We start from the raw sequence: 24,686 nt of genomic DNA on the forward strand, positions 1-24,686 counted from the left end.
CGTCGTCACCCCGCAGAACACTGTCCGGCCACCGGGCACCGTCCGTGGCAGACCCGAGTACGGTCGGTGCCAGCCGTGTGCGCGGTCGGGGGTGACCTGAGCGCGGTCGGGGCGGCCCGTGTGCGGTTCGCCCCCGGACCGATGGGTATCCCCCCGGTGGGGGTTTGGTGGCGTTCGATTTGCCCTGTAGAGCGGCGTGACCGGCCACGTGACCCGGGCGCCTCCCCGGACCGGAGCCGTTCGATCCGGGTGCGTCCCGAGCCGGAACCGCTCGCCCCGCCCGTCTCCCCGGCTCACCCGTTCCCCGGTTCACCTGGCCCGTCCGCCTGATGTGTCCGCTTCCCGCGTACGCTCGCTCGCTCCCTGGCTCATCTGCTTTCCGCGTGTCCCTACCCGCGGCCCGCCTGTTTCGCGCGTACGCCCGGCCTGACCCGCCCGCCTCTCATACGCACATCCGTACCCACAGTCCCCACTTCCCTCGTACACCGGTCCGCACCCATGGCCCCCGCCTCCCTCGTACGCCCGCCCGCACCCACAGTCCCCCCGTCCCCGCCTCCCCCGTACGCCCGTACCCGGCGTCCCGAACGGGTGCCGGAGGCGCAAGCGCGCGCCGCCACGGTCGGTATTGACATGATCATGCAGGGTCACGAGTCTGTGTCTGCCGTCCATTGAGGCGGACCACCGCAAGGGGGGTTCATGAGACGTAAGGCGAGAGCGAGATCCTTATTGACGGCGGCTGCGCTGCTGCTCGCGGGAGTGGCGAGCGCACCCGCCGCCCACGCGCAATCGGACCCTGGCGACGCCCGCCGGCCCGACCATGCCCGCCAGCCCAACACCGCCCGCCCGTCCGGCGACGCCGGTGACGCCATCGGTGTCTGGACCGCGTCGGTCACCAAGGCGCAGGTCCCGCTGCTGCTCAAAGCGGGCGCGGACGGGCACGAGCTGAGCGGCCGGGTGCCCGGCAAGGGAGCGGCGAAGGTCGAGCTGTACCTCTCCGGCAACCAGGCCGCTACGTTGCGCCGGCAGGGTGTGGAGCTGACCCGCAAGGCCGTCTCCGAGGAGACGCAGCGCCGGCTCAAGGCCCAGGGCGACCGGGTGTTCCGGCCGTACACGGGAGTCAACGGCCTGATGAAGGAGATGATCGACACAGCCCGGTTCAACCCGAAGCTCGCCAAGGTCGTCAGCATCGGCAAGTCCCTCAAGGGCCGCGACATCATGGCCCTGAAGCTGACGAAGGACGCCGGGAGGAGCGAGGACGGCTCCAAGCCGGCCGTGCTCTACCTGTCCAATCAGCACGCCCGCGAGTGGATCACGCCGGAGATGACCCGCCGGCTGATGCATTACTACCTCTCCGGTTACGGCAAGAGCGACCGCATCACCAAGATCGTCGATTCCACCGAGCTGTGGTTCGTGCTCTCCGCCAACCCGGACGGCTACGACTACACCTTCGAGAGTCCGCAGAACCGCCTGTGGCGCAAGAACCTGCGGGACAACAACGGTGACGGCAAGATCACGCCGGGGGACGGCGTCGATCTCAACCGTAACTTCTCCTACAAGTGGGGTTACGACAACGAGGGTTCCTCGCCGGATCCGGCCAGTGAGACCTACCGCGGCACCGGCCCGTCCTCCGAGCCCGAGACCAAGGTCCTGGACGCCTTCGAGAAGCGCATCGGTTTCCGGTACGGCGTCAACTACCACTCCGCCGCCGAGCTGTTGCTCTACGGTGTCGGGTGGCAGGTGGCCACCCCGACTCCCGACGACGTCCTGTACCGTGCGCTGGCCGGCACCCCCGAGAAGCCGGCGATCCCCGGCTACCGCCCGCAGCTCTCCTCCGAGCTGTACACCACCAACGGCGATGCCGACGGCCACGCGGCCAACGTCAACGGGATGATGATGTTCACCCCGGAGATGTCGACCTGTCAGACGGCTTCCAACGTCGACCCCAACGATCCCTGGAACCCGGCCGACTGCCAGTCGGTCTTCAACTTCCCCGACGACGAGAAGCTGATCCAGGCGGAGTTCGAGAAGAACATTCCCTTCGCCCTCTCGGTCGCCGAGACCGCGGTCCACCCCGACCGGCCCTCCTCCTCGGTGGGCCTGGAGGCACCCGACTTCACGCCGCACGCCTTCACCACCTCCTACGCCCGCGGCGAGGATCAGGAAGTCGCGGTCACCGCGCGCAGGTCCGTACGCGACAAGACGCTCAACTACCGCGTCAACGGCGGGCCCCGGCAGACCGAGGACCTGCACGCCTGGAAGGGCGGCGAGCGGTACGGCGGCGATGACAACATCCGCTTCGACCAGTACCGCGGCGTCGTCGAGGGCGCGGACACGGGCGACAAGGTCGAGGTGTGGTTCAGCGGCCGTACGCGGGAGGGCAGGCCCACCCGCAGCACGCCCTTCACCTATACGGTCGCCGAACGGCCGCGCGCCGACACGCTGGTCATCGCCGAGGAGGGCGGTACGGCGCCCGCCCGGCACACCGCCGTGTACGTCAAGGCGCTGGCCGACAACGGCCACCGGGCGGCGGTCTGGGACGTGGCCACCCAGGGCCCGCCGCACGCGCTGGGCGTCCTGAGCCACTTCGAGAACGTCGTGTGGTACACCGGCGCGAGCCGGCCCGGCGGCGCCACCCTGCTGGCCGTACGCGACTACCTCAACGAGGGCGGGAAGCTGCTGACCGCCGGCGAACAGGCCGGTGGCTCCTCGGTCGTCGGCCCCGCGCTGACCGACGACTTCAGCCAGTACTACCTGGGCGCGGGGGCCGGATCTCCCTGAAGAACCCGCCCCTCTTCAAGGGCGCCGGCAAGCTCGCCGGCGCGGACGCCAAGCTCACCGACGCCCCCGGCAACCCGCTGGACACCGCCGGCGCCTATCAGGTGATCTCCGACGAGCTGCCCCCGGACCGGTTCCCGCAGTTCGCCTCCGCCGCGGCCGGTGACTACCCCGGCGTACGGACGCCCTTCCAGCCGTACGAGGGCGAGTACTTCGCCGCCGCCCAGCACCGGGACAACTCCTGGATGCGGCTGGCCCGCACGGTCGACCTGACCGGCGTGAGCGCCGCGAGCCGGCCGCGCCTGCAGTTCATGATCAGTTACGACACCGAGGAGGGCTACGACAACGCCGTCATCGAGGCGCACACCGTCGGGCAGGACGACTGGACCACGCTGCCGGACGCCAACGGCGGGACCACCAGCCAGGTTCCGTCCGGGTGCGAGGAGGGCTTCTACATCGCCGCCCACCCCTTCCTGCGGCACTACCTCACGCTGGACGGGACCGCCTGCCGGGCGAGCGGCACCACCGGGAGCTGGAACCGCTTCACCGGCACCTCCAACGGGTGGCGGGCCGTCTCGGCGGACCTGTCCGCCTACGCCGGCAAGAAGGTCGAGCTGGCGATCTCCTATGTGACCGATCCGGGTACCGGCGGCCGGGGCGTCTTTGTTGACAATGCCCAAATCGTGGTGCCCGGCACGAGTGAGCCCGTCGAGGGGTTCGAGGTCTCGCTGGGCCCCTGGACGGTCCCCGGAGCCCCGCCCGGCAGCCCCGCGAACACCCGTGACTGGGTCCGCTCAAAAGAGCTTTTCCACTCCTCCGCCGCGGTCACCACTGGTGACACCGTGTTGCTGGGCTTTGGTCTGGAACACGTACAGACCGCGACAGAACGAGCCGGGCTGGTCCGTGCGGCGCTGCGTGCCCTGCGCGACTGATCACTTTGCGTGACGGTACGGCGATGGTGCGGCCCGATCCCGAGAGTGGGCTCGGGCCGCCCCTGTCAATGTCACGTACGTCTCGTCCAGGGGTAGGGTCGGAGGCGGTCGGGGACAGTCCATACAGCTCGCCGGTGTTGTGCCGGCGTACCAACGAGGAGATCGGTTCGTGACGATCCGCGTAGGCATCAACGGATTCGGCCGCATTGGTCGCAACTACTTCCGCGCGCTCCTGGAGCAGGGCGCGGACATCGAGATCGTCGGTGTCAACGACCTGACCGACAACGCCACCCTGGTCCACCTGCTGAAGTACGACACCATCCTGGGCCGCCTCAAGCAGGACGTCAGCCACACCGACGACACCATCACCGTCGGCAGCATGACCTTCAAGACGATGGCCGAGCGTGACCCGGCGAACCTCCCCTGGGGCGAGCTGGGCGCCGACATCGTCATCGAGTCCACCGGTATCTTCACCAAGAAGGCCGACGCCGAGAAGCACATCGCGGCCGGTGCCAAGAAGGTCCTGATCTCCGCGCCCGCCAAGGACGAGGACATCACGATCGTGATGGGCGTCAACGAGGACAAGTACGACGCGGCCAGCCACCACGTCATCTCCAACGCGTCCTGCACCACCAACTGTGTGGCGCCGATGGCCAAGGTTCTGGACGAGAACTTCGGCATCGTCAAGGGCCTGATGACCACGGTCCACGCGTACACCAACGACCAGCGCATCCTGGACTTCCCGCACAAGGACCTGCGCCGCGCCCGCGCCGCCGCGGAGAACATCATCCCGACCACGACCGGTGCCGCCAAGGCCACCGCCCTGGTCCTCCCGCAGCTCAAGGGCAAGCTGGACGGCATCGCCATGCGCGTCCCGGTCCCCACCGGCTCCGTGACCGACCTGGTCGTCGAGCTGGAGCGCGAGGTCACCAAGGAGGAGATCAACGCGGCCTTCCAGAAGGCGGCCGAGGGTCAGCTCCAGGGTGTCCTGGAGTACACCGAGGACCCGATCGTCTCCTCGGACATCGTCAACTGGCCCGCCTCCTGCACCTTCGACTCCTCGCTGACCATGGCGCAGGGCAAGAGCGTCAAGGTCATCGGCTGGTACGACAACGAGTGGGGCTACTCCAACCGCCTGGTGGACCTGACCACCTTCGTCGGTGGCCGGCTCTGATCTCCCCCGGCCGGCACAGGTAAGGTACCCCTCGCTTTCCCGGGGCGCCCAGACGTGAGGAAGGGGCTCGTACGGCGCACCGACGCGCCGTGCGGGCCCCCTCCCATGAGGGAACCACTCACCGGAGTTACGGAGTCAACGGAGTCACCATGAAGACGATCGACGATCTCGCCCAGGACGGCGTCGCGGGCAAGCGGGTCTTCGTCCGCGCCGACCTGAACGTGCCGCTGGACGGTACGACCATCACCGACGACGGCCGTATCCGCGCCGTCGCCCCGACGATCGCCAAGCTCATCGGGCTCGGCGCCAAGGTGATCGTCGCCTCCCACCTGGGCCGCCCCAAGGGTGCCCCGGACCCGGCCTTCTCGCTGGCGCCGGCTGCCCGGCGGCTGGGTGAACTCCTGGGCCAGGACGTGGCGTTCGCCACCGACACGGTCGGTGAGTCCGCCAGGTCCGTGGTCGCGGACCTCTGCGACGGCCAGGTCGCCGTTGTGGAGAACCTGCGCTTCAACGCGGGCGAGACCAGCAAGGACGACGCCGAGCGCGGCGCCTTCGCCGACCGGCTCGCCGAGCTGGCGGACCTGTACGTGGGCGACGGTTTCGGCGCCGTGCACCGCAAGCACGCCTCCGTGTACGACCTGCCGGCCCGCCTGCCGCACGCCGCCGGTGACCTGATCGCCACCGAGGTCGGCGTCCTGAAGAAGCTCACCGATGACGTCAAGCGCCCGTACGTGGTCGTGCTCGGCGGCGCCAAGGTCTCCGACAAGCTCGCCGTCATCGACGAGCTCCTCGGCAAGGCCGACCGGCTGCTGATCGGCGGCGGCATGGCGTACACCTTCCTGAAGGCCAAGGGGTACGAGGTCGGCATCTCCCTCCTTCAGGAGGACCAGCTCGCCACCGTGACCGAGTACATGGAACGCGCGGAGAAGAACGGCGTCGAGCTCGTTCTGCCCGTCGACGTCCTGGCCTCGGCCGACTTCCCCGACCTGAAGACCAAGGCTCCCACCGACTTCGTCACGGTCGACGCCGACAAGATCCCCTCCGACAAGGAGGGCCTGGACATCGGCCCCAGGACCCGCGAACTGTACGCCTCGAAGCTCGCCGACGCCGCCACCGTCTTCTGGAACGGCCCGGTGGGCGTCTTCGAGCACCCGGACTACGCGGGCGGCTGCCGCGCGATCGCCCAGGCGCTCGCCGACAGTGACGCCTTCACCGTCGTCGGCGGCGGCGACTCGGCCGCGGCCGTCCGTACGCTCGGCTTCGACGAGAACGCTTTCGGCCACATCTCGACCGGCGGCGGCGCCAGCCTCGAATACCTCGAGGGCAAGACGCTCCCCGGCCTCGCCGCTCTGGAGGACTGAACCACCGTGACTGACCGTACCCCGCTGATGGCGGGCAACTGGAAGATGAACCTCAACCACCTTGAGGCCATCGCCCACGTCCAGAAGCTCGCCTTCGCGCTCACCGACAAGGACCACGAGGCCGTGGAGGTCGCGGTGCTGGCGCCCTTCACCGACCTGCGGTCGGTGCAGACGCTGGTCGACGGCGACAAGCTCAAGATCAAGTACGGCGCCCAGGACCTCTCCGCGCACGACTCCGGCGCGTACACCGGTGAGATCTCGGGCCCGATGCTCGCCAAGCTCAAGTGCACGTACGTGGCCGTCGGGCACAGCGAGCGCCGCCAGTACCACGGCGAGAACGAGGAGATCTGCAACGCCAAGGTCAAGGCGGCCTTCCGCAACGGCCTGACCCCGATCCTGTGCGTGGGGGAGGGGCTGGACGTCCGCAAGGCGGGCAACCAGGTCTCCCACACCCTCGCCCAGGTCGATGGCGCGCTCAAGGACGTCCCGGCCGAGCAGGCCGAAACCATCGTGATCGCGTACGAGCCCGTGTGGGCGATCGGCACCGGTGAGGTGGCCACGCCCGAGGACGCGCAGGAGGTCTGCGGTGCCATCCGCGGCCGTCTCGCCGAGCTCTACAGCCAGGAGCTGGCCGACAAGGTCCGCATCCAGTACGGCGGCTCGGTCAAGTCCGGCAACGTCGCGGCGATCATGGCGCAGCCCGACGTGGACGGCGCCCTGGTCGGCGGCGCGGCACTGGACGCCGATGAGTTCGTGAAGATCGTGCGCTTCCGCGACCAGTAGCGGCTATGACGACGGGCCCGGCCCGTCGTACCCTGTCGGGGCCGGGTCCGGCGTCCTACGCGCCGCCCCGGCCCCGCACCGTCCGCTCCTCCGGTCGCGGCGGTGCGTCCCGTCCGTCAGTCCTAGAGAGTTGGTCCAGCCGTGGTCATCGGGTTCTCGGTCGCCCTCATCGTCTTCAGCCTGCTGTTGATGATGCTGGTGCTCATGCACAAGGGGAAGGGCGGCGGCCTGTCCGACATGTTCGGTGGCGGTATGCAGTCCTCGGTCGGCGGCTCCTCCGTCGCGGAGCGCAACCTGGACCGCATCACGATCGTGGTCGGCCTGCTGTGGTTCGCGTGCATCGTCGTCCTCGGCGTCCTGATGAAGCTGGACAACTGACATACCGTTGAGGACGCGGCCTATCATGGGAGCGGCGTCCTCCGGTGGGGGGTAACTCCTGTCACTGGACGCGCGTTGGGCCTTACGTAGACTGGGGCGCCCGCAGCGCAGATGCTGTTAGATGCTTCGCAGCACCATTACGCAGGGAGTTACAACCGTGGCAAGTGGCAACGCGATCCGAGGGAGTCGGGTCGGAGCGGGGCCGATGGGGGAGGCCGAGCGGGGCGAGTCCGCGCCGCGCATCCGCATCTCCTTCTGGTGCTCGAACGGGCACGAGACCCAGCCCAGCTTCGCCGGCGACGCGCAGGTTCCGGACACTTGGGACTGCCCGCGCTGTGGTTTCCCGGCAGGCAAGGACCGGGACAATCCGCCGGACCCGCCGCGCACCGAGCCGTACAAGACCCACCTCGCGTACGTCCGGGAGCGCAGGAGCGACGCCGACGGCGAGGCGATCCTCGCGGAGGCGCTCGCCAAGCTCCGCGGTGAGATCTGACCGGACGGCAGACATGAGGACCGGCCCGGCCGGAGGGACACACCACCCTCCGGCCGGGCCGGTCGCGTTCAGGGGCGGCCGGGGAGCGTCGCTGACCTGGGGCTGTGTTCCCTGCGTTTCCTGCGTTCGCCATCTGAGGCAGCGGCTGAGGCAGTCGGCCGAGGCGATTGTCAGTGGTCGGCCCTACCGTCGTACGCGACCGGATGAACGGCGCGGCGGACGGGGCGGGCGGCATGACGAGCACACCGGCGGGTACGGGCGCGGACTCGGGTATGGACGTGGACTCGGGTACGGACCCGGGCGCGGGCGCGGGTACGGGCGCCGACGCGGGAACGGGCACGGGCGTGGAGGCCGGACGGCTCCCGTGGCGCGGGGGTTTCGGGCGGCTGTGGAGCGCGGCGGCGATCTCGCGGTTCGGGGACGCCCTGCGCGGCACCGCCCTGCCGCTGCTCGCCTACGCGCTGACGGACTCCCCGGTGCTGATCTCCCTGGTCACCGCCTGCGGCTTCGCGCCCTGGCTGCTGTTCGGCCTGGTGGGCGGCGCGCTGGCGGACCGGGTGGACCAGCGGCGGGCGATGTGGGCCGTCGATGTCCTCAGAGGGCTGCTGATGGCCGGGTTCGCCGTCGCCCTGTGGCTGGGGCAGGCCACGATCGGCCTGCTGCTCGTCCTGGCGTTCGTGCTGACGACCCTTCAGACGCTCTTCGACAACGCCGCCACCGCCCTGCTGCCGTCCGTGGTGCCCAAAGAGGCGCTGGAGGGGGCCAACGCGCGCCTGATGACGGGTCAGGAGGTGGCGGGCCGCTTCGTGGGCGGCCCGGTGGCGCCGCTGCTCATCGGTCTGGGCGTCGCGTTGCCGTACGTGGCCGACGCGGTGACGTACCTGGTGGCAGCCGCGCTGGTGGCCTCGCTGCGGGTGGCCGCCCCGCCGAAGGAGCCGGCCGCCGTCGGCCGCACGCTGCGGCGGGACATCGCCGAGGGCATACGGGCCCTGTGGGAGGACCGGGTGCTGCGGGCGTTCGCGGTGTCCGTGGCGCTGGGCAACATCGGCATCGGCGCGCTCGTCGCCACCCTCGTGGTGCTGGTCAAGGACGGGCTGGGCACCGGCGACGCCGGATACGCCGTGGTGACCACCGGGTACGGCATCGGCATGGTGACGGGCGGGCTGCTGGCGCGGCGCGTCGTCGCGGCCGTCGGCGGCCAGGTGCGCACGCTGCTGGTCGCCGGCCTCCTCCAGACGGGCGTACTGGTGGTGCTCGGGACGGTCCGCTCACTGGTGGCGGCGGCGCTCGCGCTGGCCGCGTTCGGCTTCGCGGGCATGGTGTGGAACGTCCTGGAGACGACGGTGATGCAGCAGCGCAGCCCGGCCCGGATGCTCGGCAGGGTCAGCGCCGCCTTCCGTACGGTCGCCGTTGCCGGGGCGCCCCTGGGGGCCGTGCTCGGAGGGGCGGTGGCCGCGGCCTGGGGTCCGGCCTCTCCGGCACTGCTGGCCGCCGCGCTGGTGGGCTGTGGCGTGCCGGCCCTGATACCCGCCCTGCGCCGGCTCTCCGGCGCGAAACCGGCAGGGACGCAGGCGTGACGCCGGCGGGACAGGGGACTCGGAGCCCGGACAGGAGGGGTGTCCAGGCGGGGCGGGGGCGCGATACCGGCGTTCGGGGGGCCGTCCGGGACGGGTGGCGTCTCCTCCCGACTCCTGATCAATTAGGTTGGAGTGTGGCAGGGCCGGTACGAGACGAAGAAGGCTGATGTCCGAGATGAACGCAGATAGCCGCAGCAGGCTCGACCAGACGCCGGAGTGGACCGCGCTGGGCAAGCACCGTGAGCAGCTCGGGGAGGTGCATCTGCGCGAGCTCTTCGACCAGGACCCCACCCGCGCGGACCGCTACACCCTCCAGGTCGGTGATCTGCACCTGGACTACTCCAAGCACCTGGTCACCGACGAGACGCTGCGGCTGCTGCGCGAGCTGGCAGCGGCCCGGGACGTGGCCGGGCTGCGGGAGGCGATGTTCCGCGGCGAGAAGATCAATGTCACCGAGGACCGGGCCGTACTGCACACCGCGCTGCGGGCGCCGGAGTCGGCCTCGGTCGCCGTGGACGGGAAGAACGTGGTGCCGGGTGTCCACCACGTCCTGACGAAGATGCAGGTCTTCGTCGACCGGGTGCGCTCGGGGGAGTGGAAGGGCCACACCGGCAGGTGCATCAAGAACGTCGTCAACGTCGGTATCGGCGGCTCCGACCTGGGCCCGGCGATGGCGTACGAGGCGCTGCGCCCCTACACCCACCGTGACATGCGGTTCCGCTTCGTCTCCAACGTGGACGGCGCGGACCTGCACGAGGCCGTACGGGACCTGGACCCGGCCGAGACGCTGTTCATCGTCGCCTCGAAGACCTTCACCACCATCGAGACGATCACCAACGCCACCTCCGCCCGGGACTGGCTGCTCAGCGGTCTGGGGGCCGGTGAGGAGGCGGTGGCCAAGCACTTCGTGGCGCTGTCGACCAACGCCGCGAAGGTCTCCGAGTTCGGCATCGACACCGCGAACATGTTCGAGTTCTGGGACTGGGTCGGCGGTCGCTACTCGTTCGACTCCGCGATCGGCCTGTCGCTGATGCTGGCGATCGGCACGGACTGCTTCCGTGAGATGCTGGCCGGCTTCCACCTGGTGGACGAGCACTTCCGTACCGCTCCGCCGGAGGAGAACGTCCCGCTGCTGCTGGGCCTCCTCGGCGTCTGGTACGGCAACTTCTGGGACGCCCAGTCGCACGCCGTCCTGCCGTACAGCCACTACCTGTCCAAGTTCACCGCCTACCTCCAGCAGCTCGACATGGAGTCCAACGGCAAGTCGGTGGACCGCCAGGGCAACCCGGTGGACTGGCAGACCGGCCCGGTCGTCTGGGGCACCCCCGGCACCAACGGGCAGCACGCCTACTACCAGTTGCTCCACCAGGGCACGAAGATGATCCCGGCGGACCTCATCGGCTTCGCCCGGCCCGCGGCGGAGCTGGCGCCGGGCCTGGCGGCCCAGCACGACCTGCTGATGGCCAACCTCTTCGCCCAGGGCCAGGCGCTGGCCTTCGGCAAGACGCCGGAAGAGGTCCGTGCGGAGGGGGTGGCCGAGGAGCTGGTGACGCACAAGACCTTCAAGGGCAACCGCCCCACCACCACGATCCTGGCCGCGGAGCTGAGCCCCTCCGTCCTGGGCCAGCTCATCGCCCTGTACGAGCACAAGGTGTTCGTCCAGGGCGCGATCTGGAACATCGACTCCTTCGACCAGTGGGGTGTGGAGCTGGGCAAGGTGCTCGCCAAGCGTGTGGAGCCGGCGCTGACCGGGGGCGCGGAGGTGGCGGGCCTGGACGCCTCCACGGCGTCGCTGGTCGCCAAGTACCGCGAGCTGCGGGGGCGGTGACCGGCGGTCCGCAGGCCGATGCCTCGATGACGCCGGCATGACGCCGGGGTGACGCCGACGGCCGGTGGAGGACGAGGTGACCGTACCCGTCCTCCACCGGCCGTCGATGTCGGCGCCGGCGCCGTGTGCCGTTACAGCGCTTCCAGGACCGTGGCGTTGGCCAGCCCGCCGGCCTCGCACATGGTCTGGAGCCCGAAGCGCGCGCCACGCTGTTCCATGGCGTTGACCAGGGTGGTCATCAGCCGGGTGCCGCTGGCCCCGAGCGGGTGGCCCAGCGAGAGCGCCCCGCCGTTGACGTTGACCTTGGCCGGGTCGGCGCCGGTCTCCTGCTGCCAGGCCAGTACGACGCTGGCGAACGCCTCGTTGACCTCGAACAGGTCGATGTCCGACAGCCCCAGGCCCGCCTTGCGCAGCACCTTCTCGGTCGCCGGGATGACACCGGTGAGCATCAGCAGCGGGTCCGAGCCGGTGACCGCGAAGCTGTGCAGCCGCGCCCGGGGCCGCAGGCCGAGCCGGGCCGCCATCTCACCGGACATGATCAGCACCGCGGACGCACCGTCGTTGAGCGGGCTGGTGTTGCCCGCCGTGATCTGCCACTCGATCTGCGGGAAGCGCTGTGTCATCGCTGGGTCCAGGTACGCCGGACGCAGCCCGGCCAGCACCTCCATGGACGTACCCGGACGGATCGATTCATCGGTGGTGACCAGGCGGCCCTCCACCTCGACGGGCACCATCTCCGCCGTGAACCGGCCCTCCTCGGTGGCCCGGGCGGCGCGCTGGTGCGAGGTGACCGCGAAGGCGTCGAGCTGTTCGCGGCTCAGCGACCACTTGGCGGCGATCAGTTCGGAGCTGATGCCCTGGGACACCAGTCCCTCGGGGTACCGCGCGGCCACGCCCGGGCCCAGGAAGTCCGAGCCGGGAGAGACGTTGGACCACATGGGCACCCGGCTCATCGATTCCACACCGCAGGCGATCGCCACGTCGTAGGCGCCGGAGATGACGCCCTGCGCCGCGAAGTGCACCGCCTGCTGGCTGCTGCCGCACTGCCGGTCGACCGTGGTGGCCGGCACGCTCTCCGGCAGCCCCGCCGAGAGCACCGCCCAGCGGGTGATGTTCTGCGCCTGTTCGTCGACCTGGTCCACACAGCCGCCGATGACGTCGTCCAGCAGCTCCGGGTCGATGCCGGTGCGCTCCACCAGCGACCGGATGACCTCGGCCAGCAGTTCCACCGGGTGTACCGGGTGCAGGGCGCCGCCGGGCTTGCCCTTGCCGATCGGTGTCCGTACCGCGTCGACAATCACTGCGTCACGCATGTTGCTGCCCTTCAATCCCCGAGAGTTGGAAAATCCAACTCACCATTTCATCTGCTAGGTTGGAAATCAAGACGCAGTGACACAGGGGCGTTCGGCCGACCCGGCCATCGCCCCGGCCCAGCGAGGAGGACACCTTGGCGGCCACCGGAACCCGACCCCGTGCCTGCTCGATCGCCAACGCACTCGCCGTGGTCGGCGAGCGCTGGAGCCTGCTCGCGCTGCGCGAGATCTTCCTGGGGGTGCACCGCTTCGACCAGATCGCGCGCAACACCGGCGCCAGCCGCGACATCCTGGCCACCCGGCTGCGCACGCTGGTCGAAGCCGGCCTGCTGGAGAAGCGCCAGTACGAACAGCGCCCGCCACGCCACGAGTACGTCCTGACGGAAACCGGCCGGGCCCTGAACACGGTGCTGCTGACCCTCATGGACTGGGGCGACCGGCACATCACGCAGGGTGAACCGCCGACCGTATGGGAACACCGCTGCGGTGCCGTCCTGCGGCCCGTCACCGTCTGCGCCGACTGCGGCGACCCGGTCCGTACCGAAGACCTCAAGGCCCTGCGCGTCGACACTCCTGAGGCACCTGAGGCACCTGAGGCACCTGAGGTCCCCAAGGCCCCCTGAGGCACTCTCAAGTCCTGGGGCCCGACGTCCCTCAGAGCCCGCGTGAGATGTCCGGACACGTACAAAGCCCCGTGCCCCCTGAGAACAGGGGGCACGGGGCCTTGTCTGTACGGTGCCGGGCCGGACGCCGGACCTCAGGCCGAGGCCGGTGGGTACAGCGCGCGGGGAAGCTGCGCCGCCGCGGCCTCGTCCAGCAGCCACAGGGTCCGCCGGCGACCGCGTGCGCCGGCCGCCGGCGCCTGGATCTCGCCCGCGCCGGACAGCGCGATGGCCGCGGCCTTCGCCTTGTCCTCACCCGCCGCCAGCAGCCAGACCTCCCGCGCCGCGCGGATCGCGGGCAGGGTCAGGGAGATCCGTACCGGCGGCGGCTTGGGCGCGCCGTGCACGCCGACCACCGTCCGCTCGGTCTCCCGTACGGCCGGCAGCTCGGGGAAGAGCGAGGCGACATGGGTGTCCGGGCCGACGCCCAGCAGGAGGACGTCGAAGGACGGGACCGGGCCGTGGTCCTCCGGGCCCGCGGCGGCGGCCAGTTCGGCCGCGTACGCCTCGGCGGCGGCGTCGGCGTCGTTGCCGTACGCGCCGTTGGAAGGAGCCATGACGTGCACCCGGGCCGGGTCCAGCGGCACGCTGTCCAGCAGCGCCTCCCGGGCCTGGGTGACATTGCGCTCCGGGTCGCCGTCCGGCAGGAACCGTTCGTCTCCCCACCACAGGTCCAGCCGGGACCAGTCCACGGCGTCCCGGGCCGGGGCCTCGGCCAGGGCCGCGAGCAGCCCGTTGCCGTTGCGCCCGCCCGTCAGGACCACCGAGGCGGAGCCGCGGGCGGCCTGGGCATCCACGATCTTCGTGATCATCCGGGCCGCCGCGGCACGAGCCATCAGTTCCTTGTCGCGGTGGACGACGACCTGCGGGGCGTTCACTTGGGCGCCGCCTTCTTCGCGGCGCCCTTCTTGGGGGCGTCGCCCGCAGCGGCGTCGCCCGGGGCGTCATCCTGGCCCTGCGACTGGCCCTGCGGCTGGTCCTGCTGCCCGGACTCCCGCTCGCCGGAGCCGGCCGCGCCACCCTTGGCCCCGCCCTCGGAGGAGGCCGGCGCGGACGCCCGCTCCCCCCTCCCGGCGGGCCCGCCGAGCCGGTCCACGCCGTAGCGCAGCGCCGAGGCGTAGGTGTCGTCCGGGTCGAGCCGGCGCAGCTCCTCGGCGAGCAGTTCGGCGGTCTCCCGCCGCTTGAGGGCCACCGCGCGGTCCGGCTGCCCCTGCATGCACAGCGTGGCCAGCGAGCCGTCCGCCCGGTCCAGCACGATCGGCCCGCAGTCGGTCTCCATGCGTACGGCCGTCAGCCCCGGGCCCGCCGAGACCGTGCGCTTGACCGGTACGTCCAGCCGGGACGCCAGCCACATGGCCAGCAGCTCGCAGCTCGGGTTGAACTCCTCGCCCTCGACCTCGACCGAGGCGACCTGGCAGGGGTTCTGGTCCAGGGCCGCCGCCAGCATCGAGCGCCAGGGCGTGATGCGGGTCCAGGACAGGTCCGTGTCGCCGGGGGTGTAGGTCCGGGCACGCTCTGCCAGTTCCTCGATGGGGTTCTCGGCGGAGTAGGTGTCGGTCACCCGGCGCTGGGCCAGCGACCCCAGCGGGTCGTTGGCGGGGTCCAGCGGGGCGTTGACCGGCCACCACACGACCACCGGGGCGTCCGGCAGCAGCAGCGGCAGCACCACGGACTGGGCGTGGTCGATGACCTCGCCGTACAGCCGCAGTACGACCGTCTCGCCGGTGCCCGCGTCGGCGCCCACCCGCACCTCGGCGTCCAGGCGTGCCTTGGCGCGGTCGCGCGGCGACCGGCTGACCCGCTTGATGACGACGAGGGTGCGCGAGGGGTGCTCGCGGGAGGCGTCGTTGGCCGCCTTCAGGGCGTCGTAGGCGTTCTCCTCGTCGGTGACGATGACGAGGGTGAGCACCATGCCGATGGCCGGGGTGCCGATGGCACGGCGGCCCTGGACCAGCGCCTTGTTGACCTTGCTGGCCGTGGTTTCCGTCAGATCGATCTTCATGGCCGACGCCAGCTCCGTCCGTCTCGTGCGAGCATTTCGTCCGCCTCACGGGGGCCCCAGCTCCCGGCCGCGTACTGCGCGGGCGTGCCGTGCCGGTCCCAGTACGCCTCGATCGGGTCGAGGATCCGCCAGGACTGTTCGACCTCCTCCAGACGCGGGAAGAGGTTGGCGTCGCCCAGCAGGACGTCCAGGATCAGCCGCTCGTACGCCTCCGGGCTGGACTCGGTGAAGGACTCGCCGTACGCGAAGTCCATCGAGACGTCCCGCACCTCCATGGAGGTGCCCGGCACCTTGGAGCCGAAGCGCACGGTCACGCCCTCGTCCGGCTGCACCCGGATGACCAGGGCGTTCTGCCCCAGCTCCTCGGTGGCGGTGTGGTCGAAGGGGGAGTGCGGGGCGCGCTGGAAGACCACCGCGATCTCGGTGACGCGACGGCCCAGCCGCTTGCCCGTCCGCAGGTAGAAGGGGACGCCCGCCCAGCGGCGGTTGTCCACCTCCAGCTTGACGGCCGCGTAGGTGTCGGTCTTGGAATGCGGGTCGATGCCCTCTTCCTGGAGGTAGCCGATGACCTTCTCGCCGCCCTGCCAGCCGCCGGTGTACTGCGCCCGCACCGTCTCCTTGCCGAGGTCCTCCGGCAGCCGGACGGCGCCGAGCACCTTGCTCTTCTCGGCGACCAGCGCGTCCGCGTCGAAGGAGGCGGGCTCCTCCATGGCGGTCAGCGCGAGGAGCTGGAGCAGGTGGTTCTGGATGACGTCGCGGGCGGCGCCGATGCCGTCGTAGTAGCCGGCCCGGCCGCCGATGCCGATGTCCTCGGCCATCGTGATCTGTACGTGGTCGACGTAGGAGCGGTTCCAGATCGGCTCGAACATCGTGTTGGCGAAGCGCAGCGCCAGGATGTTCTGGACGGTCTCCTTGCCCAGGTAGTGGTCGATGCGGAAGACCTCTTCGGGCGGGAAGACCTCGTGGACGATCCGGTTGAGCTCCTGGGCGCTCTTGAGGTCGTGGCCGAAGGGCTTCTCGATGACCGCGCGGCGCCAGGAGTTCTCCTTCTGGTCGGCCAGCCCGTGCTTCTTGAGCTGCTGGACGACCTTGGGGAAGAACTTGGGCGGCACGGACAGGTAGAAGGCGAAGTTGCCGCCGGTGCCCTGGGCCTTGTCCAGCTCGTTGATGGTGTTCTTGAGGGTCTCGAACGCCTCGTCGTCGTCGAAGTTGCCCTGGACGAACCGGCAGCCCTGGACGAGCTGCTGCCAGACCTCCTCGCGGAAGGGCGTACGGGCGTGCTCCTTGACCGCCTCGTAGACCTCCTGCGCGAAGTCCTGGTGCTCCCACTCGCGGCGGGCGAAGCCGATCAGGGAGAAGCCCGGCGGCAGCAGGCCACGGTTGGCCAGGTCGTAGACCGCCGGCATCAGCTTTTTACGGGACAAATCGCCCGTGACGCCGAAGATGACCAGGCCGGACGGCCCCGCGATACGCGGGAGCCGCCGGTCCTGGGCGTCACGCAGCGGATTGCTGCTGGTCAATTCCCTACGCCTCCGAAGCAGGAGCGAGGCGCTTGAGCTCCGCCTCGGTGGACTTGAGCAGGTCGTTCCAGGACGCCTCGAACTTCTCCACGCCCTCGTCCTCCAGGAGCTGCACGACGTCGTCGTAGGAGATCCCGAGTCCGGCCAGCGCGTCCAGGTCGGCCCGCGCCTGCTCGTAGGTGCCGCGCACCGTGTCGCCGGTGATCTGCCCGTGGTCGGCCGTGGCCTCCAGCGTGGCCTCGGGCATCGTGTTCACCGTGCCCGGCGCGACCAGCTCGTCCACGTACAGCGTGTCCTTGTAGGCCGGGTCCTTCACACCGGTGGAGGCCCACAGCGGACGCTGCTTGTTGGCGTGCGCCTTGTCCAGGGCGGCCCAGCGGTCGGAGGAGAAGACCTCCTCGTACGCCTGGTAGGCCAGCCGGGCGTTGGCCAGGGCGGCCTTGCCCTTGAGGGCCTTGGCCTCGTCCGTCCCCAGCTTCTCCAGGCGCTTGTCGACCTCGGTGTCCACGCGGGAGACGAAGAACGACGCCACCGAGTGGATCTTGGACAGGTCCAGGCCGGCGGCCTTGGCCTTCTCCAGACCGGCGAGGTAGGCGTCCATGACCTCGCGGTAGCGCTCCAGGGAGAAGATCAGCGTGACGTTGACGCTGATGCCCCGGGCGATCGTCTCGGTGATCGCCGGCAGACCGGCCCTGGTCGCCGGGATCTTGATCAGGGCGTTGGGGCGGTCCACCAGCCAGGCGAGCTGCTTGGCCTCGGCCACGGTCGCCTTGGTGTTGTGGGCCAGGCGCGGGTCGACCTCGATGGAGACCCGGCCGTCCTGGCCGTCGGTGGCGTCGAAGACCGGCCGCAGGATGTCGGCGGCGTCCCGGACGTCCGCCGTCGTGATCATCCGGATGGCTTCCTCGACGGTGACCTCACGAGCCGCGAGGTCGGAGAGCTGCTGGTCGTAACCGTCGCCCTGTGAGATCGCCTTCTGGAAGATCGAGGGGTTGGTGGTGACACCGACGACGTGGCTCTGGTCGATCAGCTCGGCGAGGTTGCCGGACGTGATGCGCTTGCGCGACAGGTCGTCCAGCCAGATCGCGACGCCTTCGTCGGAGAGGCGCTTGAGTGCGTCTGTCATGGGGTCTGCATCTCCTACTTGTTCGTGTACGGGCGTCAGCGCGTGGCTGCCGCGAGCGATTCCTTGGCGGCGGCGGTGACCGCGTCGGCGGTGAAACCGAACTCGCGGAAGAGGACCTTGGCGTCCGCCGAGGCACCGAAGTGCTCCAGCGAGACGATCCGGCCCGCCGAACCGACGTAGCGGTGCCAGGTCAGACCGATGCCCGCCTCCACGGCCACCCGGGCCTGGACGGCCGGCGGCAGCACGCTGTCGCGGTACCCCTGGTCCTGCTCCTCGAACCACTCCACCGACGGCATCGAGACCACCCGGGCCGGGATGCCCTGTGCCTGGAGCTGCTCGCGCGCCTCGACGGCGAGCTGCACCTCGGAGCCGGTGCCGATCAGGATGACCTGCGGCTCGCCGCCCTCGGCCTCCTTGAGGACGTAACCGCCCTTGGCGGCGTCCGGGTTGAGCTCGTACGTCGGGACGCCCTGGCGGGTCAGCGCCAGGCCGTGCGGCGCGGGCTTGGTCGCGTGCCGCTTGAGGATCTCTGCCCAGGCGATCGCGGTCTCATTCGCGTCGGCCGGGCGCACGATGTTCAGGCCCGGGATGGCGCGCAGCGAGGCCAGGTGCTCGACCGGCTGGTGGGTCGGGCCGTCCTCGCCCAGGCCGATGGAGTCGTGCGTCCACACGTACGTCACCGGGAGCTGCATCAGCGCGGCCAGGCGCACGGAGGGCCGCATGTAGTCGGAGAACACCAGGAAGGTGCCGCCGTAGATGCGGGTGTTGCCGTGCAGCGCGATGCCGTTCATCGTCGCGCCCATGGCGTGCTCACGGATGCCGTAGTGGACCGTACGGCCGTACGGGTCCGCCTCCGGCAGCGGGTTGCCCGCCGGCAGGAACGAGGACGTCTTGTCGATCGTGGTGTTGTTCGAGCCGGCCAGGTCGGCGGAGCCACCCCACAGCTCGGGGATCTCCGCGCCCAGCGCCTGGAGGACCTTGCCGGAGGCCGCACGGGTGGCGACGGCCTTGCCGGTCTCGAAGCAGGGCAGCGCCTTCTCCCAGCCCTCCGGCAGGTCGCCCGCCTGCACACGGTCGAAGGCGGCGGCGCGCTCGGGGTTGGCGGCGCGCCACTCGGCGAAGGACTTCTCCCACTCGGCGCGCACCGCACGACCCCGGTCGCCGGCGGCACGGGTGTGCGCCAGGACCTCCTCGGAGACCTCGAAGGACTTCTCCGGGTCGAAGCCCAGCACCTTCTTGGTCGCCGCGACCTCATCGTCACCCAGCGCCGAGCCGTGTGCGGCCTCGGTGTTCTGGGCGTTGGGGGCCGGCCAGGCGATGATGGAGCGGGCCGCGATGAAGGAGGGGCGCTCGGTCTCGGCCTGCGCCGCCTTCAGGGCCTTGGCCAGACCCACCGGGTCCAGGTCGCCGTTGGGCAACTGCGCCACGCGCTGGACGTGCCAGCCGTACGCCTCGTACCGCTTGAGGGTGTCCTCGGAGACGGCGGTCTCGGTGTCGCCCTCGATGGAGATGTGGTTGTCGTCCCACAGCATGACGAGGTTGCCGAGCTTCTGGTGGCCCGCCAGGGAGGACGCCTCGGCCGCGACGCCTTCCTGGAGGCAGCCGTCACCGGCGATGACCCAGATGGTGTGGTCGAAGGGGGAGGTGCCGGGGGCCGCCTCCGGGTCGAACAGACCGCGCTCGTAGCGGGCGGCCATGGCCATACCGACGGCGTTGGCCACACCCTGGCCCAGCGGGCCGGTGGTGGTCTCCACGCCGACCGTGTGCCCGTACTCCGGGTGGCCCGGGGTCTTGGAGCCCCAGGTGCGGAAGGACTTCAGATCGTCCAGCTCCAGGCCGTAGCCGGCCAGGTAGAGCTGGATGTAGAGGGTCAGGCTGGAGTGGCCCGCGGAGAGGACGAACCGGTCGCGGCCGGCCCACTTCGCATCCGCCGGATCGTGCCGCATCAGCTTCTGGAAGAGCAGGTAGGCGGCGGGCGCGAGGCTCATGGCCGTACCCGGATGGCCGTTACCGACCTTCTGCACGGAATCCATGGCCAGGACGCGGACGGTATCTACGGCCCGCTGGTCCAGTTCGGTCCACTCGAGGTCTGTGGTGGTCGGCTTGGTGCTCACCCTGAGTCAGGGCTCCTCTCCACATGTCGAATGCCGGGGACGGTATGTCCGCCGGGCGTTGTCGAGCCTACCCCCGCGGGAGCGTGCATCTTTTCGACTTCCGTCGACGGGTGTCGCGGTAAAAACTCGACGCTTTGGGCAACCAAATCCGGACTTGAATCATTCCCCGTCCGGCGTACGGCGCTCCTGTGGCCGCCGTGGTTCCAGGTTGCCGGGCGGCGTACGCCTTCGCCTCTTGAACGGCCACGCCGCCTCGTGAACATGTGCGGAACACGCGGGGAACGCAACCGGCCCGCATCCCGGCCGCCGCCCCGCTCCCGGCGGCGGTAGCGGCCCAACACGACCCACCCCCACGAAGGACGCCGTATGGCCAACGTCTAAAGTGGCGTGGTACGTGCAAGCCCCGTCCGGTCACAACCGCCGGAGGTGCTTGCTGGCCTTATTTCGCGGCGGAAGCCGCTGACGTTACTTCCAGGGGTGTGCGTGACGGCCGTCGAATCCCGTCCTGCGGGGGCTCTAGCAGCTCAGAGCCCTGGAGGCCCTGGTCACCGGCCGTTCGGGGCCCGGGTCAAGGCGTTCGTCGCGCTGACCAAACCGCGGGTCATCGAACTGCTTCTGATGACGACGGTGCCGGTGATGTTCCTGGCCGCCGGCGGCGTCCCCGACCTGTGGCTCGTGCTGGCCACCTGCATCGGCGGCTACCTCTCGGCGGGCGGTGCGGCGGCGTACAACATGTACATCGACCGTGACATCGACGCGCTGATGGACCGTACGTCCCAAAGGCCCCTGGTCACCGGCATGGTCTCGCCCCGCGAGTGCCTGGTCTTCGCCACCGCGCTCGCCGTGGGCTCCACGGCCTGGTTCTGGTTCCTGGTCAACCCGCTCTCGGCGATGCTCTCGCTCGGTGCGCTGCTCTTCTACGTCGTCGTCTACACGATGATCCTCAAGCGGCGCACCGCCCAGAACATCGTCTGGGGCGGCATCGCGGGCTGTATGCCGGTCTTCATCGGCTGGTCCGCGGTCACCAACACCGTCTCCTGGGCCTCGGCCGTCCTCTTCCTCGTCATCTTCTTCTGGACGCCGCCGCACTACTGGCCGCTGTCGATGAAGGCCAAGGACGACTACGAGCGGGTCGGCGTGCCGATGCTGCCGGTCATCGCGGGCAACAAGGCGGTCGCACGGCAGATCGTCCTCTACAGCTGGGTGATGGTCGCCGTCTCGCTGCTGCTCCAGCCGCTGGGGTACACGGGCTGGTTCTACACGCTGGTCGCGGTGGCCTGCGGCGCCTTCTGGCTCAAGGAGGCGCACGCCCTCCAGGCCCGAGCCAAGGCCGGGATCACAGGCCCCAAGCTCAAGGAGATGCGTCTGTTCCACTGGTCCATCACCTATGTGTCGCTGCTCTTCGTCGCCATCGCGGTGGACCCCTTCCTGCACTGGTAGCGGCGCTCGCTCCCTACGGCTCCCCGGCGCCGGCCCGACGCGCATCGCGTAGGGCCGGCGTTCGGCTTTCACGCGGTCCCATGTGTCCAGGCCTTCCGGACTACGGGTTCCCGGTGCCCGGCCGTGTACGGGTCCCCGCCCAGTTGCGGCCGGGTCCCCTTCCTCCGCTGATTACCGGCGGGTAGCATCCTGGTCATGGCAGACATCAAGCAAGCGGACGGGCAGGCGCCGGCGGCCGACGGTGCGGCACAGGAGGCTGCGGGCGCGGCGGGGACGGCGGGGACGGCGGGGGCCGACAAGCGGGCCGAGCGGGAAGCGGCCCGGCTCGCCAAGAAGGTCCACGCCTTCGCGGCCTCGCACGGCGGCGCCGAGGGCCAGCTCGCGCACATCGGCCGCGGCCGGACCCGGATCGCGCTCGTCGGCTCCGACGGCGAATGGGGCAACCTCGTCGCGAACTCCTACGGCGCTGCCGAGGGCGCCGTCCGCAAGGCCGGGGTCGAACTGCGCGAGGACTTCGACGGCGAGATGGCGGCCAAGGTCCGCACCGGCCCGTACGAGTGGTCCAGGATGGCCGGCCTCCAGATCGGCGGGCCCGCCAACACCTGATGAGCGGCGCGGTGGCGGTGGCCGGGCCCAAGGCGCCCGGGGGTTCGTCCGTGGTGACCGGCAGAGCCGGGGCTTCCGCTTGTGAGGACGGGGCCGGGCCCGATAACCGAAGAGCCCTTCGTCCGTTAAGCACACCGAAGGCGGCCTCCGTGCCGCCCCGGGGGCGCGTGGCGAGGAGGTCCGGACGATGACCGGACGGGTGCTGTTCAACGGTCCTGCGGGCCTTGCCGGTTCTGCTGGTCCTATCGGTTCCGCCGGTCCGGTGGGCCATGCCGGTCCGGGCGGCGGTGCCGGTCTCCTGGAGCTGGTCGATCAGCACAGCCTCGGAGCCTTTCACGGCGAACTGGGCCTGGGCTCCTTCGAGAGCCACCTGGCCGCCGCCGGTGGCGCCCGGGGCCCGGCACCGTACGGCACGTCCGCCTTCGACACCTGGACGGGCCTGGGTGTGCGCCGCTGGTGCCCGCCCCTGCTCGGCCTGGAGCCGCACTGCCCGCCGGCCCGCTACCTCGCCCGGCGCCGGGAGCTGGGGGCCTACCGGGCGGGCCGCCTTCTGCTGCGCGGTGCCGGCATCGGTACGTTCCTGCTGGAGACCGGCGCGCAGGGCGGCCCGGCCCCGGGCGCCGGTCCCACCATGGCCGACGGTCCCGCCGTGGCCGCTGCCGCGGATCCGGTCGCCCACCTCTCCTCGTCCCCCGAGCTGACCACCGCCTCCGAGCTGGCCGCCGCCGCGGAGGGGCGCGTCCATGAGGTGGTGCGGCTGGAGTCGCTGGCCGAACAGGCCGCCGACACCGCCGCGAGCGTCGACGCCTTCCTGGGGCACCTGGCCGAGGACCTCTACGCGGCGGCGCAGTACGCCACCGCCTTCGCCGTCGGCGTCACGTACTGCGACGGCCTGGCCCCGGGCGCCGGAGAGGTGCGCCGCGCCGCCGGGCGCTGGCTGGGCGCCCGCAGGCCGGGCCGGCGGCTCGGCGAGCCCGTACTCCTGCGGCATCTGCTGTGGAACGCGGTGGGCACCGGCCTGCCCGTACAACTGCACTGCCGCGACCCGAGGCCGCTGGCCCGCTTCCTGGCGGCCACGGCCGGGCTCGGTACGGACCTGGTGCTGCTGCCCGGGGAGCCCCACCACGTACGGGCCGCGCATCTGGCCGCCGTCCATCCGCACGTCTACGCGGACGCCGGGCCGCGGCCCGAGGAGACCCTCGCCCGGGCGCCGTTCGGCAAGCTGCTGTTCTCCACGGGCGCCCGGGGGCTGCCCGAGCTGTATGTGACGGGCGCGCGGTTCTTCCTGCGGGCCGTGCGGCAGGTGGTGGGAGAGTGGGCCGAGGAGGGGATGTGCGGGCGGGCGGACGCGCGGCGGATCACCGCGATGATCGCGTCCGGGACCGCCCGGCGGATCTACCGGCTGGAGGCGGAGGTGCCGGCCGCCGGCTGAGCCTTGGACGCCGGCTGCTTCCTGGACGCCGGCTGCTTCTTGGACACCTGGGACGTCTTGGACTTCTGGGACGCCGCCGCCCCGGTGCCGGCGGAGGTGCCGGCCGAAGCCGTCTCCCCGTCCGCCGGGGCGGGCAGTACCGCTTCCGCCTGGCCCGGCGCCTGCGCGTCCGATTCCGGCAGCGGGCCGCGGTCACGCAGCGACAGGTGGACCCGCAGCACGCAGATCCACACCAGTGTCGAGCCCAGCATGTGCAGGCCGATGACGATCTCCGGCAAGCCCGTGAAGTACTGGACGTAGCCGATGACGCCCTGGAACGCGAGGCAGCCGAACAGTTCCAGCACGGTGCGGCGGGAGGCGGCCGGCGCCTTGACGGCGCGCAGCGTGAACCACAGGGCGACGGACAGGCCGACGACGATGTAGACGAAGTCGACGTGGAGCTGGGTGATCTCGCGCCAGTCCACCGGGATGCGGTCCACCTTCTTGGCGTCGCCCGCGTGCGGGCCCGCGCCGGTGACGACCGTGCCGATGACGGTCAGCGCGCCGGTGGCCAGCACCAGCAGCCCGGCGAGCTGGCGCACCGGCCGGGCGACCAGGTCCCGCGGCTCCTCGTCCCCCTCCGCGGCCCGCCGCCAGGCCAGTACGGAGACCGTGAGCAGGGAGGTGGACAGGAGGAAGTGCGCGGCGACGAGGTAGGGGTTCAGGCCGGTCAGGACGACGAGGCCGCCCCAGACCGCGTTGCCCATGACGACCCAGAACTGCGCCCAGCCGAGCCGGGTGAGCGAGCGGCGCCGGGGCGCGCGGGCGCGGGCGGCGATGATGAACAGCCCGATGAAGGCGCACAGCACGTAGGTCAGCAGCCGGTTGCCGAACTCGATCAGGCCGTTGATGCCCATCGCGGCCGTCGGCGTCAGGCTGTCCGGGGTGCACCGGGGCCAGGTGGAGCAGCCCAGACCCGACTGGGTGAGCCGGACGGCGCCGCCCGTCACGACGATGACGACGGACATCACGACGCAGGCCAGCGCGGCCCGTCGCACCAGGCGCGCGGACGGCTGCCAGCGGCGGGCGATCCACTCAAGGGGGTTCAACGTGTTCGGCACGGAGCCATCGTAGGCGGCAGCTTGTGCAAACTTTCACGAGGGGGGTGGTAGCGGCGGGCCCGGCCACCCC

General features: G+C 70.8%; 18 protein-coding genes and 1 pseudogene. 12 read left to right on the forward strand and 7 right to left on the reverse strand.

From position 1 onward, the window contains the following. The first annotated feature begins 696 nt into the window (after positions 1 to 696). The 8 genes and pseudogenes from KGS77_RS28400 (at position 697) to pgi (ending at position 11,301) form a co-directional block, all read left to right on the forward strand. Positions 697 to 3,707: pseudogene (locus KGS77_RS28400) on the forward strand (M14 family zinc carboxypeptidase). A 169-nt stretch (positions 3,708 to 3,876) separates the two neighbouring features. Then, positions 3,877 to 4,881, forward strand: a complete 1,005-nt coding sequence (gene gap, locus KGS77_RS28405) for a type I glyceraldehyde-3-phosphate dehydrogenase (RefSeq protein WP_242586004.1) — start codon at positions 3,877 to 3,879, stop codon at positions 4,879 to 4,881. 149 nt (positions 4,882 to 5,030) lie between these two features. Continuing rightward, a complete protein-coding gene (locus KGS77_RS28410) occupies positions 5,031 to 6,242 on the forward strand; it encodes a phosphoglycerate kinase (protein ID WP_242586005.1) in 1,212 nt (403 codons plus the stop codon). Positions 6,243 to 6,248: 6 nt separating this feature from the next. Then, complete coding sequence (tpiA, locus tag KGS77_RS28415) at positions 6,249 to 7,025, forward strand: triose-phosphate isomerase (protein ID WP_242586006.1); 777 nt, start codon at positions 6,249 to 6,251, stop codon at positions 7,023 to 7,025. A gap of 141 nt (positions 7,026 to 7,166) precedes the next feature. Beyond that, a complete protein-coding gene (secG, locus tag KGS77_RS28420; protein ID WP_242586007.1) occupies positions 7,167 to 7,403 on the forward strand; it encodes a preprotein translocase subunit SecG in 237 nt (78 codons plus the stop codon). 157 nt (positions 7,404 to 7,560) lie between these two features. Continuing rightward, positions 7,561 to 7,896 (forward strand): RNA polymerase-binding protein RbpA, encoded by a 336-nt coding sequence (locus KGS77_RS28425; protein WP_277994277.1) that lies wholly within the window; start codon positions 7,561 to 7,563, stop codon positions 7,894 to 7,896. Positions 7,897 to 8,069: 173 nt separating this feature from the next. Then, positions 8,070 to 9,473 carry an MFS transporter gene (locus KGS77_RS28430; RefSeq protein WP_242586008.1) on the forward strand — a complete coding sequence of 468 codons (1,404 nt, stop codon included), beginning with the start codon at positions 8,070 to 8,072 and terminating at the stop codon, positions 9,471 to 9,473. A 175-nt stretch (positions 9,474 to 9,648) separates the two neighbouring features. Beyond that, on the forward strand, positions 9,649 to 11,301 hold the full coding sequence (gene pgi / locus KGS77_RS28435) for a glucose-6-phosphate isomerase (RefSeq protein WP_242587741.1): 1,653 nt from the start codon (positions 9,649 to 9,651) through the stop codon (positions 11,299 to 11,301). Between the two features lie 131 nt (positions 11,302 to 11,432). Here the strand turns inward: pgi and KGS77_RS28440 are convergent, their stop codons facing one another. Further along, positions 11,433 to 12,614 carry a thiolase family protein gene (locus tag KGS77_RS28440; RefSeq protein ID WP_242586009.1) on the reverse strand — a complete coding sequence of 394 codons (1,182 nt, stop codon included), beginning with the start codon at positions 12,612 to 12,614 and terminating at the stop codon, positions 11,433 to 11,435. Between the two features lie 134 nt (positions 12,615 to 12,748). On the opposite strand from KGS77_RS28440, the gene KGS77_RS28445 reads away from it, so the two are divergent. Beyond that, a complete protein-coding gene (locus KGS77_RS28445; RefSeq protein ID WP_242586010.1) occupies positions 12,749 to 13,237 on the forward strand; it encodes a helix-turn-helix domain-containing protein in 489 nt (162 codons plus the stop codon). Positions 13,238 to 13,371: 134 nt separating this feature from the next. Here the strand turns inward: KGS77_RS28445 and pgl are convergent, their stop codons facing one another. From pgl to tkt, 5 genes are read right to left on the reverse strand one after another with little or no spacing between them, the layout of a single operon-like run. Further along, a complete protein-coding gene (gene pgl, locus KGS77_RS28450; RefSeq protein ID WP_242586011.1) occupies positions 13,372 to 14,154 on the reverse strand; it encodes a 6-phosphogluconolactonase in 783 nt (260 codons plus the stop codon). Beyond that, positions 14,151 to 15,278 (reverse strand): glucose-6-phosphate dehydrogenase assembly protein OpcA, encoded by a 1,128-nt coding sequence (opcA, locus tag KGS77_RS28455; RefSeq protein WP_242586012.1) that lies wholly within the window; start codon positions 15,276 to 15,278, stop codon positions 14,151 to 14,153. The genes pgl and opcA overlap by 4 nt, the downstream gene beginning before the upstream one ends. After that, positions 15,275 to 16,798 (reverse strand): glucose-6-phosphate dehydrogenase, encoded by a 1,524-nt coding sequence (zwf, locus tag KGS77_RS28460; RefSeq protein ID WP_242586013.1) that lies wholly within the window; start codon positions 16,796 to 16,798, stop codon positions 15,275 to 15,277. Before zwf ends, opcA begins: the two co-directional genes overlap by 4 nt. A 4-nt stretch (positions 16,799 to 16,802) precedes the next feature. Continuing rightward, positions 16,803 to 17,924 carry a transaldolase gene (tal, locus tag KGS77_RS28465; protein WP_242586014.1) on the reverse strand — a complete coding sequence of 374 codons (1,122 nt, stop codon included), beginning with the start codon at positions 17,922 to 17,924 and terminating at the stop codon, positions 16,803 to 16,805. 35 nt (positions 17,925 to 17,959) lie between these two features. Then, a complete protein-coding gene (gene tkt, locus KGS77_RS28470; protein ID WP_242586015.1) occupies positions 17,960 to 20,038 on the reverse strand; it encodes a transketolase in 2,079 nt (692 codons plus the stop codon). Positions 20,039 to 20,521: 483 nt separating this feature from the next. Here tkt and KGS77_RS28475 point away from each other — a divergent pair, with 483 nt between their 5' ends. The 3 genes from KGS77_RS28475 (at position 20,522) to KGS77_RS28485 (ending at position 23,516) form a co-directional block, all read left to right on the forward strand. Next, positions 20,522 to 21,478 carry a heme o synthase gene (locus KGS77_RS28475; protein WP_242586016.1) on the forward strand — a complete coding sequence of 319 codons (957 nt, stop codon included), beginning with the start codon at positions 20,522 to 20,524 and terminating at the stop codon, positions 21,476 to 21,478. 195 nt (positions 21,479 to 21,673) lie between these two features. Further along, entirely contained in the window at positions 21,674 to 22,084 is a 411-nt protein-coding gene (locus KGS77_RS28480; protein WP_242586017.1) for a hypothetical protein, read from the forward strand. A 187-nt stretch (positions 22,085 to 22,271) separates the two neighbouring features. Then, a complete protein-coding gene (locus tag KGS77_RS28485; RefSeq protein WP_242586018.1) occupies positions 22,272 to 23,516 on the forward strand; it encodes an amidohydrolase in 1,245 nt (414 codons plus the stop codon). Here the strand turns inward: KGS77_RS28485 and KGS77_RS28490 are convergent. Then, positions 23,480 to 24,616, reverse strand: coding sequence for a COX15/CtaA family protein (locus KGS77_RS28490; RefSeq protein WP_242586019.1), 1,137 nt, complete (start codon positions 24,614 to 24,616; stop codon positions 23,480 to 23,482). The genes KGS77_RS28485 and KGS77_RS28490 overlap by 37 nt on opposite strands. Between the last annotated feature and the right edge of the window lie 70 nt (positions 24,617 to 24,686).

The organism is Streptomyces sp. MST-110588 (genome assembly GCF_022695595.1).
Taxonomy (GTDB): Bacteria; Actinomycetota; Actinomycetes; order Streptomycetales; family Streptomycetaceae; genus Streptomyces.